The 12,390-nt window shown below is 59.6% G+C and carries 10 protein-coding genes; 4 read left to right on the top strand and 6 right to left on the bottom strand.

Annotation, left to right across the window (positions count from 1 at the left end; all coding sequences use genetic code 11):
- Positions 1-226: 226 nt before the first annotated feature.
- Entirely contained in the window at positions 227-664 is a 438-nt protein-coding gene (locus IC37_RS13765) for a hypothetical protein (protein ID WP_030128420.1), read from the bottom strand.
- Positions 665-768: 104 nt separating this feature from the next.
- On the opposite strand from IC37_RS13765, the gene IC37_RS13760 reads away from it, so the two are divergent.
- Entirely contained in the window at positions 769-1,206 is a 438-nt protein-coding gene (locus tag IC37_RS13760; protein WP_030128421.1) for a universal stress protein, read from the top strand.
- Positions 1,207-1,413: 207 nt separating this feature from the next.
- Here the strand turns inward: IC37_RS13760 and IC37_RS13755 are convergent, their stop codons facing one another.
- Positions 1,414-3,333 (bottom strand): ATP-binding cassette domain-containing protein, encoded by a 1,920-nt coding sequence (locus IC37_RS13755; RefSeq protein WP_030128422.1) that lies wholly within the window; start codon positions 3,331-3,333, stop codon positions 1,414-1,416.
- Positions 3,334-3,546: 213 nt separating this feature from the next.
- Between IC37_RS13755 and IC37_RS13750 the strand changes: the two genes are divergently transcribed.
- Positions 3,547-5,475, top strand: coding sequence for a transglycosylase SLT domain-containing protein (locus tag IC37_RS13750; RefSeq protein ID WP_030128423.1), 1,929 nt, complete (start codon positions 3,547-3,549; stop codon positions 5,473-5,475).
- Between the two features lie 118 nt (positions 5,476-5,593).
- Here IC37_RS13750 and IC37_RS13745 read toward each other — a convergent pair whose 3' ends face one another.
- Positions 5,594-6,628, bottom strand: a complete 1,035-nt coding sequence (locus IC37_RS13745; RefSeq protein ID WP_030128424.1) for a Fic family protein — start codon at positions 6,626-6,628, stop codon at positions 5,594-5,596.
- A 122-nt stretch (positions 6,629-6,750) separates the two neighbouring features.
- Complete coding sequence (locus IC37_RS13740; protein WP_030128425.1) at positions 6,751-8,529, bottom strand: ABC transporter transmembrane domain-containing protein; 1,779 nt, start codon at positions 8,527-8,529, stop codon at positions 6,751-6,753.
- A gap of 266 nt (positions 8,530-8,795) precedes the next feature.
- Here IC37_RS13740 and IC37_RS13735 point away from each other — a divergent pair, with 266 nt between their 5' ends.
- The gene (locus tag IC37_RS13735; RefSeq protein ID WP_030128426.1) at positions 8,796-8,975 is read left to right on the top strand and encodes a PA1571 family protein; all 180 of its coding nucleotides are present in this window, start codon (positions 8,796-8,798) and stop codon (positions 8,973-8,975) included.
- 188 nt (positions 8,976-9,163) lie between these two features.
- Here the strand turns inward: IC37_RS13735 and pdxB are convergent, their stop codons facing one another.
- Positions 9,164-10,306 (bottom strand): 4-phosphoerythronate dehydrogenase PdxB, encoded by a 1,143-nt coding sequence (gene pdxB, locus IC37_RS13730; protein ID WP_030128427.1) that lies wholly within the window; start codon positions 10,304-10,306, stop codon positions 9,164-9,166.
- Between the two features lie 304 nt (positions 10,307-10,610).
- Between pdxB and IC37_RS13725 the strand changes: the two genes are divergently transcribed.
- Complete coding sequence (locus IC37_RS13725) at positions 10,611-12,020, top strand: MATE family efflux transporter (protein ID WP_030128428.1); 1,410 nt, start codon at positions 10,611-10,613, stop codon at positions 12,018-12,020.
- On the opposite strand, the gene tusA is transcribed toward IC37_RS13725, so the two are convergent.
- Positions 12,017-12,268 (bottom strand): sulfurtransferase TusA, encoded by a 252-nt coding sequence (gene tusA, locus IC37_RS13720; RefSeq protein ID WP_007907805.1) that lies wholly within the window; start codon positions 12,266-12,268, stop codon positions 12,017-12,019. The genes IC37_RS13725 and tusA overlap by 4 nt on opposite strands.
- Positions 12,269-12,390: the final 122 nt, after the last annotated feature.

Here is a 12,390-nt window from a genome sequence, read left to right as displayed (position 1 = left end):
ATCAATAGTTAGAAAAGTCGCCCTAATGTCCGGCAGCCTGTGTTTAACAAGCTACGCTGGGCGGGACCCTGAAGAAAAAATTTGAACGCTTAGGACGAATGTCCAGCGTAAGATCAGCCCTATCGAATTACCGGCCTGCCTGGCCAACCTCAGCCCGATGATGATGTCGGGCTTTTTATTGCCTGTCTGCCGGACGACGCACCAGCTCCTACGGGGAAACCGGGTTTCAGGCGAGTGCTTTGAGGGTGGTGTCGATTTGTTGCAAAACAGATGCGTCGCCCTTCTCGCCCCAATACAGGGCAATCATTTGTTTGTCTGCCTCGACCTTGTAGACGTTGGCAGGCAATTTTTCGAAATGATTCAGCAGCATCCCATCCTCACAGACCTCCTGCCACTGATTGACCCACACGCCCGGCGCCTTCTGCCAGTAACTCCAGCACGCCGGTCGCGTGCCACGGCGCGGCCGATGGTATTGGGCGCAAGGGCTCGGCGGCTCCTGGCTTAGCCAGTGCGGCCATTCCTGGGGCGCCAGCTGCATGGCCAGGCCAATGCGCCGCGCCTCCATGCGCAGGGCCATGCGCCCGCTCTGAACGCGAGACGGTCGCAACCAAGCCAGTGGGCTCAAGACCACCAGCAGGATTGACACCACTATCCAGACCGTCATATCTGTACTCCCGATTCTTGATGAGCCCATTGAGTCACTTTGAAACCAATGCGCTTGAAACCAGCCATACTTACCAATATTGCAATCCTCAGGAGGAGCACCTCATGCCCTACCACCACATTCTGGTCGCTGTAGACCTAACCGAAGAGTGCGATCCTGTCATTCACCGAGCTCGCGAACTCTCGGTGAGCAATGGCGCGAAGCTGTCCCTGGTGCATATCGTCGAACCGATGGCCATGGCCTTTGGCGGCGACGTACCGATGGACCTTTCCCAGTTGCAACAACAACAGTTCGATCAGGCCAAAGAGCGCCTTGAGCGATTGATCGTGAAATACCCGGAACTCTCCAAGGAATACAGCCACTTGACCTACGGCCAGCCGCGCCAGGAGATTCATCACCTCGCCAAGGAGCAAACGTGCGACCTGATCGTGGTGGGCAGTCATGGCCGACACGGTCTGGCGCTGTTACTCGGCTCCACCGCCAATGACGTACTGCACGGCGCGCCTTGCGATGTGCTCGCGGTGCGCCTGATCAAAAGCTGACAACACAACACTCATGTGGGAGCGGGCTTGCTCGCGAAGACGGACATTCAGTCAGCATTGATGTTGAATGTAAGTCCCTCTTCGCGAGCAAGTCGAATCGTCGCACCGCCGCTCCCACAGTGAATCTATGTCGGCCAGTAGATCGCATTTCATACGAAAAGCCCGGCGTTCATCACTGAACGCCGGGCTTTTTTATAGCCGGATCAATCAGGCATCCAGCTCGGCCCAGCGCTCGACCATCACGTCGAGTTCAGCCTGCAACTGCTCCAGCTGAGCGATCACCGCAGCCGTCTCGGCAGCAGGACGCTGATAGAAGCCGGCATCCGCCATCTGCGCCTCAACCACCACGATCTGCTGTTCCATGGCTTCGATCTGACTCGGCAACATTTCCAGCTCACGCTGCAGCTTGTAGCTGAGCTTCTTCTTTGCCACCGGCGCCTCTACTACCGCAGCGACTGGCACTGGTTCAGCAGTGACGACAGCCGAGTTCAGGTCGGCCTTGCCGGACTTGCTTTCGGTCACGCCCAACAGGCGCGGCGAGCCGCCCTGACGCAGCCAGTCCTGATAACCACCGACGTATTCGCGAACCTTGCCTTCGCCTTCGAAGACCAAGGTGCTGGTGACCACGTTGTCGAGGAATGCCCGGTCGTGGCTGACCATCAGCACAGTGCCATTGAAGGTCAGCAAGACCTCTTCCAGCAGCTCGAGGGTTTCCACGTCCAGATCGTTGGTCGGTTCGTCGAGTACCAGCAAGTTCGCCGGTTTGCTGAACAGTTTGGCCAGCAACAGACGGGCACGCTCACCACCGGACAGCGCCTTGACCGGCGTGCGGGCACGCTGCGGGCTGAACAGGAAGTCGCCGAGGTAGCTCAGCACGTGGCGGCTCTGACCATCGATATCGATGAAATCGCGACCTTCGGCCACGTTGTCGATCACGGTCTTTTCCAGGTCCAGCTGATGGCGCAACTGATCGAAGTAGGCCACGTCGATGCGCGTCCCCTCTTCCACTGTGCCGCTGGTCGGTTGCAGACCGCTGAGCATCAGCTTCAGCAGCGTGGTCTTGCCGGTACCGTTGGCGCCAAGCAGACCGATACGGTCGCCGCGCGTCAGGACCATCGAGAAATCCTTGATCAGGAACGGACCGCCCGGGTGAGCGAAACTCACGTTCTCGAGGACCATGACCTGCTTGCCGGACTTGTCAGCGGTGTCCAGTTGAATGTTGGCCTTGCCGGTGCGCTCACGACGCTCGCTGCGCTCGACGCGCAGGGCTTTCAATGCGCGAACACGGCCTTCGTTACGGGTGCGACGTGCCTTGATGCCCTGGCGGATCCAGACTTCTTCCTGGGCCAGTTTCTTGTCGAACAGCGCGTTGGCGGTTTCTTCAGCCGCCAGCGTCGCCTCTTTGTGCACGAGGAAACTGGCGTAGTCGCCGTTCCAGTCGATCAGGCCACCGCGATCCAGTTCCAGGATACGGGTCGCAAGGTTCTGCAGGAATGAACGGTCGTGCGTGATGAACAGCACGGCGCCCTGGAAATCCTTCAGCGCTTCTTCGAGCCAGGCAATGGCGCCGATGTCCAGGTGGTTGGTCGGTTCGTCGAGCAGCAGCAGATCCGGTTCGGAAACCAGAGCCTGAGCCAGCAGTACGCGGCGACGCCAGCCGCCGGACAGTTCGGCGAGGGTCTTGTCGGCCGGCAGTTGCAAGCGGCTCAAGGTGCTGTCGACCAGTTGCTGCAAACGCCAGCCGTCGCGGGCTTCGAGGTCGTGCTGGACGTGCATCAGTTTGTCCAGATCGGCATCGGTGACGATGTTCTGGCTCAGGTGGTGATATTGCGCGAGCAGCTCGCCGACACCGTCCAGGCCTTCGGCAACCACGTCGAACACGGTCCGCTCGTCGGCTACCGGCAATTCTTGCGGCAATTCGCCAATCTTTAGGCCAGGTGCGCGCCAAACAGAGCCTTCATCAGGCTTCTGGTCGCCCTTGACGAGCTTCATCATGCTGGACTTGCCAGTGCCGTTGCGGCCGATGATGCACACCCGCTCACCACGGGCGATCTGCCAGGACACCTTGTCCAACAACGGCATAGCGCCGAAAGCAAGGGACACATCGCTGAATTTGAGCAGGGTCATGAGCTTCTCCAAAAACCGGGCGCGCATTCTACCTGACTTGAGGCTGCAGAAGGCCGGCAATTTCAATGTTGAAGCACTCTGCACAACAATTGTTGCGAACTTGTGCCGACCGCTCGGCAAAGCTTTCGCCCGCTGCTGGCAAAAGGCTAAGCTACAGACAATTCAGTGCCGCGCTTGCCGGCACTTGTCATGATTTCTCTGCCCGGACGTCTCATGCGCAGTCGCCTTTTCAGTCTTTTTTCGTGTTTGCTTCTTACAGCCGCTGCCGCTCAATCCGCCCAGGCGGTGGACCTGTCCACCCAACGCCAGTATTACGATGAAGCCAAGCGTGCCTTGGCCAAAGGCGATTCCGGCCCTTATTTCCGTTACAGCCAGGCTCTGAGCGATTATCCGCTGGAGCCCTATCTGGCTTATGACGAACTGACCGCGCGTCTGAAAACCGCGAGCAATGCCGAAATCGAAAAATTCCTCGCCGAACACGGTGACCTGCCGCAAGCCAACTGGATGAAGTTGCGCTGGCTGCGTTGGCTGACCGAACGCGGCGACTGGGCGACCTTCGCCAAATATTATGACCCCAAACTCAATTTCACCGAACTGGACTGCCTGAACGCGCAGTATCAAATCAGCCATAACCGCAAGACCGAAGGCTACGCCAACGCCGATAAACTCTGGCTGACCGGCAAAACCCAACCCGACGCTTGCGATGCGGTGTTCGGCATGTGGGCCGCCGATGGTCAACTGACTGAACAGAAACGCTGGGAACGCACCAAGCTCGCCGCCCAGGCGCGCAACTATCCGCTGGCCAACAGCCTGATCAATGGCCTGACAACACTCGCCCCGCGCGGTCGCCTGCTGGTGGATGTGGCGCAGAAACCCGAACTGCTCAATCAGCCGTCGCGCTTCACCCCGGCGGATGAACCGATGTCCGACATCGTCAGCCTGGGCCTGCGCCGCCTGGCCCGTCAGGATCCGGACAAGGCCATGGCCCTGCTCGACGGTTACGCCAACAGCATGCACTTCTCTCGTGACGAAAAAGTCGCGATTGCCCGGGAAATCGGGCTGACCCTCGCTCGTCGTTTCGACAGCCGCGCGCTGGACGTGATGACCAAATACGATCCGGAGCTGCGGGACAACACCGTTTCCGAATGGCGCTTGCGCCTGCTATTGCGCCTGGCCCGTTGGGACGATGCCTATCAGTTGACCCGTCGTCTGCCCCAGGACCTGGCCACCACCAACCGCTGGCGTTACTGGCAGGCTCGCAGCCTGGAGCTGGCACAGCCACAGAATCCAGAAGCACAGACGCTTTACAAGGGCCTGGCTCGCGAGCGCGACTTCTACGGTTTCCTGGCGGCCGATCGCTCGCAATCCCCTTATTCGCTGAACAACAAACCGCTGGTACTCAGTCAGGCGCTGATCAACAAGGTGCGCAATACCCCTGGCATACGACGTGCCCTGGAATTCCATGCGCGCGGGCAAATCGTCGACGGTCGTCGCGAGTGGTACCACGTCAGCCGGCACTTCAGCCGCGATGAAATGGTCGCCCAGGCGAAACTGGCTTACGACCTGAAATGGTATTTCCCGGCGATCCGTACCATCAGTCAGGCGAAGTACTGGGACGACCTGGACATCCGCTTCCCGATGGCCCACCGCGAAACCCTGGTCCGTGAAGCCAAGGTCCGTGGACTGCATTCGAGCTGGGTATTCGCGATCACCCGCCAGGAAAGCGCCTTCATGGCCGACGCACGCTCCGGTGTCGGCGCCAGCGGCCTGATGCAACTGATGCCCGGCACCGCCAAGGAAACCGCGCGCAAGTTCAGCATTCCTCTGGCCTCGCCGCAGCAGGTGTTCGACCCGGACAAGAACATCCAGCTCGGTGCCGCTTACCTGAGCCAGGTCCACAGCCAGTTCAACGGCAACCGCGTCCTCGCCTCTGCCGCCTACAACGCCGGCCCCGGCCGCGTTCGTCAATGGCTGCGTGGCGCCGATCACCTGAGCTTCGATGTGTGGGTGGAAAGCATCCCGTTCGACGAAACCCGGCAGTACGTGCAGAACGTATTGTCGTACTCGGTGATCTACGGCCAGAAGCTCAACTCACCACAGCCGTTGGTGGATTGGCATGAACGGTATTTCGACGATCAATGATCTGTAGGCGCTGCCGCAGGCAGCGCTCTTTTCCGCAACTGTAAAAAAATGCCCGCCTCTTTCGAGACGGGCATTTTTGTTTGCAGCACAAGGCAATGATCGCAGCCTGCGGCAGTTCCTACACAGATCTTGACCGTGCCGCAGTCTGCTTGCCAAGTCCGGTCAAGCGATAGCTTTGAGCCGGACTATTGGGCGACTCGGGGTTTGTCATTTCAATCAAATCGGCGGCTAACGCCGGTTTGAGATAGTTAGCCCGAAACGTCGCCTTGTGAGCCAACCCGACCTCTGTCATCAACTCACTGATCTTCAGCGGACCGCTTCCATCGAGAGCCCAAAGCAATTTCGCTACTTGGTCGGTTACTGGGTCGGTTACTAGATCGGTTACTGGGTCGCTCCTGGCGGCCTCCTGAAGGGCAAGGCTCAGCGCTTGCAGCATGAACTCGACAAAAGGAGTTGATTCGGCCAATTGGTCGGCTGCCGATAATGCGGCGTAATAATCGTCCTGCTGCTCTCGAATAACCGCTTCGACCGGCAGATAAGCCAGCACCGGTCGCCATTGACTGAGTATCAAGGTCTGCCAAAGACGGCCCATACGCCCATTACCGTCGGCGAAAGGATGGATGAACTCAAACTCGTAGTGGAAAACACAGCTAGTGATCAACGGATGCCAGTCCGAAGCTGCGAGCCATGCCAGCAAATCATCCATCAAATGCCCAACGCGACTCGGTGGCGGAGCCATATGAACCAATTTCTCGCCACGGTAGATGCCCACCCCGGCTCGACGAAGCTGCCCACAGTCGTCAATCAATCCCCGCATCAGCAACTCATGTGCCTGGAGCAGGTCGGACCGGCTGCTCGGCTGCCACTGCGGCATGGATTCATAGGCTGTAAAAGCGTTACGTACTTCCTGGATTTCTCGTGGCAGGCCAAGCACTCGCTGCCCTGCCAGAACGGCAGTCACCTGTTCAATGCTCAGGGTGTTGTTCTCGATCGCCAAAGAAGCCTGAATCGTACGAATTCGATTACTACGGCGCAGTTGAGGCGTCTGCCGACGATCATCCATCGCCGAAAGCTGACCAATCTGCTCACTGATCTCAGCGATCAACGCCAATATTCTTGTGGTCAGGGTCAACGGTGGTTGATAACGGCTCATATCCTCATCCAGGCTCGCAACTGAGGCCGACATAATGCCCGAACGCGGCCACATTTATTTAAACCTCGTGGCCATTTTCGATCTTTGATGGAATCGAAAAGATCGTCCCGAACCAACAGCGCCTACGCTCGCAGATCGGTTTCGGCCTTGCCGTCATTGAACTGCAACGCCGCCAACCGCGCATACAGTGCATTACTCGCAATCAGCTCCTGATGCGTCCCCACCGCCACCAGTTTCCCTTGGTCCATCACCGCAATCCTGTCAGCGTTTTTCACTGTGGCCAATCGGTGGGCGATGACCAGCGTGGTGCGATTTTTCATCAGGCTGGGCAGGGCTTGCTGGATCAGGTGCTCGCTCTGGGCATCGAGGGCGCTGGTGGCTTCGTCCAGCAGCAGGATCGGCGCGTCCACCAGCAGCGCCCGGGCGATGGCCAGGCGCTGGCGTTGCCCGCCGGACAAACCGAGACCTGCGTCGCCGAGGTGGGTCTGGTAGCCGTTGGGCATTTGCTCGATGAAGTCATGGGCGTAGGCGATTTTCGCGGCTTCCTGGACCTGAGCCAACGTCGCCGCAGGGTGGCCGTAGCGAATGTTCTCTTCGATACTGCCGTAGAACAGCGCCGGGGTTTGTGAGACGAGGGCGAAACAGCGGCGCAGGTCCAGTGGGTCAAGTTGAGTCAGCGGCACACCGTCCAACAGGATGCGTCCTTGGGCGGGGTCGTAAAAGCGCAGCAGCAGGTCATACACCGTTGACTTGCCCGCACCCGATGGCCCAACCAATGCCAGGGTTTCGCCGGCGTTAATCGTCAGATTCAAACCATCGACGGCATAGCTTTGCGGACGCGACGGGTAGGAAAAACGCACACCCTGTAGCACCAGATCGCCCTTCACCCGCTCAGGCAAAGTCACCAGACCCTGGGTCGGTGGCTGGATGATGTTTTCCGAACGCAGTAACTCGGCAATCCGCTCCGCCGCCCCCGCTGCTCGCTGCAGTTCGCCGATCACTTCACTCAACGTGCCAAAGGCACCGCCGACGATCAGACTGTAAAAGACAAACGCTGCCAGCTCACCCGCGGAAATCCGCCCGGCGATGACATCCATGCCGCCGACCCAGAGCATCACCCCGACGGCGCCCAATACCAGCAGGATCACCAGGGTAATCAACCAGGCACGCTGGAAGATGCGCTTGCGGGCAGTATCGAAAGCCTCTTCCACGGTTATGGCAAAACGCTGCTCGTCCTGAACCTGATGGTTGTAGGCCTGCACGGTTTTGATCTGGCTCAGGGTTTCGGAGACATAGCTGCCGATATCGGCAATCCGGTCCTGGCTCAGACGTGACAGGGTGCGCACCCGGCGACCAAAAATCAGGATCGGCGCAACCACCAGCGGCAACGCAACCACGACGATGCTGGTGAGTTTGGGGTTGGTGATAAACAGCAAGACAATCCCGCCGATCACCATCAGCCCATTACGCAGGAACAGCGACAGCGAAGAGCCGATCACCGACTGCAGCAGCGTGGTGTCGGCGGTCAGCCGCGACTGGATCTCGGAGCTGCGGTTGTCTTCATAAAACCCCGGATGCAGGTACACCAGATGGTTGAACACCCGACGGCGGATGTCCGCGACAACACGCTCGCCGATCCACGACACCAGGTAAAACCGTGCAAAGGTGCCGATCGCCAGACCAATCACCAGCAGCATGAACACGCCGATGGATCGGTTGAGCAAATGCGGCGACTGGGTCATGAAACCCTGATCCACCAATAGGCGAATCCCCTGCCCCATGGACAAAGTGATGCCAGCAGTGACGATCAACGCCAGCAAGGCGCCGAAGGCCGGCCACCGATAAGGTGCGAGGAAACGACTGGCCAGACGAATGGCGCGGCGGTGACGAGAAGAGAGCATGAAGATCATCCGATGGCGCAACCAATGGGCTTTGACTCGACCAAGCCTACACCGTCAATGGGATTGAACGCTGTAAATCATAATGAGTCAGGTTAATTATGACCGCCAAGACTAGTGGCTAGAGATTATTGGTCTAAAGTCCGGGTGGAAACGTCAGAGTATTTCTGATGGACTGAGGATGCCGACCTGAAGATCGCAGGGAGTTGTCACAGCCTGGTCACCTGGCGGTTCTACAGTAAGCACACAACCTGATGAGGAGACAGGCCATGTCCTTGCAAAACAGCAGCGATGACAAGATTCCAGTGATCCGCACGCAACCAGACCAGTCTCTGGGTTGCTCGATTATTGATAAGGATGGGCACGAAGTACCGATCACTGAAAACATGATCCAGGACGCTTGCCGCGAACTGGAAGAGCGATTGGTCAAGCCTGCCGAACAAAAGTGATATAGCCACCGTCTTCTTGACCCGGCTCTTTTAGCCGGGTTTTTTATGGGTGCTTATCGAAGAATTGCGGTGTCGCCATTCGGGAGCAAGCCCGCTCCTACATTTGATCTCTGTCGTACACAACACCTGTGTTCGCTGAAGATCAAATGTGGGAGCGGGCTTGCTCGCGAAAGGGCCAACTCGGTCTCTTATAGAACCGAAGCACCCAACGCCGCCACGATCCGCTGCAACGCCGGCGAATCTCCCTCGATCCGCACCTTCAACCCATCGATCTCACGCCGCAGCGGGTAATGTTTGCGCAGCGCATCGAACGCCGCGCGCTGCTCGCTCACATTGCCTACAAGGCTGCGACGGAAATCCGCGTCGTCACGGCGTGGGTCGTATACGCCACGGCACAACATCGCCAGCGCCCAGGCCGGATCGCAATTGGCGTTCAACGTCACCGCCGACAGCCACGGCGCTGGGAGCAAGTCGTTCAGGCTGACCTGCTCCGGTTGCCCAAGGAACTCGCAAAGCGCCTGATAGATCTGCGCCGTCCCGCGCTGCCTGCCGTCGAGGCTGTAACCGGCAATGTGCGGCGTCGCCAGCACACACAACTCGGCCAATGCCACATCGACCTCAGGCTCGCCCTCCCAGACATCCAGCACCGCTTGCAGATCTTCACGTTGCAACAGCACCTGGCGCAGAGCGGCGTTGTCGATCACCGGACCACGACTGGCGTTGATCAGCCAAGTGCCCGGCTTAAGTTGGTTCAAACGGTTTTTATCGAACAGATGCCAGGTCGACTGAGGGCCTTGCTTGTTCAGCGGAGTGTGCAGGCTGATGACGTCGCATTGCTCGATGATCTGCTCGAGGCTGACGTAATCGCCCCCTTCAGCGGCTTGCCGTGGGGGATCGCAGACCAGCACATTCCAGCCCAGACCTTGCAGAACCTTGACCAGCCGCCCGCCCACTTCACCGGCGCCGACCACGCCGTAGGTGCGTTGAGTCAGGTCGGCACCTTCGATTTCGGCCAGGGTCAGCAGGCTGCCCAGCACGTAATCGACCACACCCCGGGCATTGCAGCCTGGGGCGCTGGACCAGGTGATGGCGGCCTGTTGAAAGTAATCCAGATCCAGGTGATCGGTGCCGATGGTGCACGTGCCGACAAAGCGCACCTTGCTGCCTTCGAGCAACGCTCGATTGACGTTGGTCACCGAACGCACCAACAGCACATCGGCCTGCTCGACAGTGGCGCGGTCGATGGCACGTCCAGGCACTCGGCGAATTTCACCGAAGCCTTCGAAGAAGGCATCGAGCAGCGGGATATTTTCGTCGGCAACAATCAGCATGGCAGGCTCCTTTGGCGGACCGGCAGTGTAGGCGGAGATGACCGTGGTGGGCCAGCAGGCATTGTTCACCTTTAATGTGAAGGGACCACTCATCCTGTGGGAGCGGGCTTGCTCGCGAAAGCGGTGTGTCAGGCAACATTGACGTCAACTGGCACTCCCCCTTCGCGAGCAAGCCCGCTCCCACAGGGAATGTCGCAACGTCCGAAAACCATTTACAAATCCCTAACACAGGATTTTTCCTGACCACCGCGTCAAGGCGTAGAATGCGCCGCCTTGCGCATCAAAATCCTTTGGACGTTTCGCCTTGAATTCCGTGACTGACCGCCCCGCCGCTATTTCCCTCAACCGCCCGGCCCGGGTTCGCCTGGAGCTGAAAAACCTGCTCGGCCTGGCGTTGCCGATCATGATCGCGCAACTGGCGACCACCGCCATGGGCTTCGTCGATGCGGTGATGGCCGGACGTGTCGGGCCTCGAGATCTGGCGGCCGTGGCGCTGGGCAACTCGATCTGGGTACCGGTGTTTCTGCTGATGACCGGCACACTGCTGGCCACCACCCCGAAAGTCGCCCAGCGCTTCGGCGCCGGCAAGCACAGCGAGATTGGCCCGATCGTACGTCAGGCGTTGTGGCTGGCGCTGGTCGTGGGTTTGATGGCGACCGGCATGCTGTTCAGCGCCGAACCGATCCTGCACATCATGAAAGTCGATCCCGAATTGATCGGCCCGTGCATGCAGTATCTGCACGGCATCGCCAGCGGTCTGCCTGCCGTCGCGTTCTATCACGTGCTGCGCTGCTTCAGTGATGGCCTGGGTCGCACCCGTCCGGCCATGGTCCTTGGCCTGTGTGGGCTGGCGCTGAATATTCCACTCAACTACATCTTCATCTACGGCCACTTTGGCGTACCGGCCATGGGCGGTGTCGGCTGCGGCTGGGCCACGGCGATCGTGATGTGGGTGATGGCGCTGGGGATGGCCGGCTGGGAGCGCTGGGCGCCGGTCTATCAGTCGAGCCAGTTGTTCAGCCGTTTCGACTGGCCGCAGTGGTCGGTGATCAAGCGTCTGCTGGGCATCGGCCTGCCGATCGGCATCGCGGTGTTCGCCGAGTCGAGCATCTTCGCCGTGATCGCCCTGCTGATCGGCAGCCTCGGCGCCACCGTGGTCGCCGGGCACCAGATTGCGCTGAACTTCAGCTCGCTGGTGTTCATGATCCCCTACTCCCTCGGCATGGCCGTGACCGTGCGGGTCGGCCAGGCACTCGGCCGTGAGGAACCACGCGAAGCACGCTTCGCCGCCGGGGTCGGCATGGGCACTGCGCTGGCTTACGCCTGCCTGTCGGCGAGCATGATGTTGTGGCTGCGCGAACCCATCGCCGCGATTTACACCGCCGACCCGACGGTGATTCAGGTGGCCGCGATGCTGATCGTGTATTCGGCGCTGTTCCAGTTTTCCGATGCGATCCAGGTGACAGCGGCCGGCGCACTGCGCGGCTATCAAGACACTCGGGTGACGATGATCCTGACGCTGTTCGCGTACTGGGGGATTGGTTTGCCGGTGGGTTACGCCTTGGGCCTGACCGACTGGCTCGGTGCGCCGAGTGGCCCGAGCGGGTTGTGGCAGGGTTTGATTGTCGGCTTGAGTTGCGCGGCGCTGATGCTGTCGATCCGCCTGACGCGTAGTGCACGCAAGCGGATCCGCATCAGTCGTACGGCGGGTTAAGCGAGTTTCTTGCGGATCCAGTAGAGGTAGGTGCCTGCCTCTTCATGCTGCGCGACCAGTTCGTGGTCGAGAAACACGCAAAACTTGGGGATGTCGCGACGGGTCGACGGGTCGGTGGCGATCACCTTTAGCAGGCCGCCGGGCACCAGGTCACGGATGTGCTGGTGCAGCATCATCACCGGTTCCGGGCAATTGAGGCCGGTGGCGTCGAGGGTGCCGTCTACCGGCGTATCGATCATTTCACTCATGATTTACTCCTGAAACTTGCCGGCATTGTCGCGCATTGCCGGGTGTTCGGTCATCTATGGCATAACGCCGTCCCTGTGGGAGCGGGCTTGCTCGCGAAAGCGGTGGGTCAGTCGACATCAAT

The sequence above is a fragment of the Pseudomonas sp. QTF5 genome, from assembly GCF_000512695.2.
Classification (GTDB): domain Bacteria; phylum Pseudomonadota; class Gammaproteobacteria; order Pseudomonadales; family Pseudomonadaceae; genus Aquipseudomonas.
The sequence above is the reverse complement of the archived record's forward strand: the minus strand, read 5'-3'. Positions and strand labels throughout refer to the sequence as shown.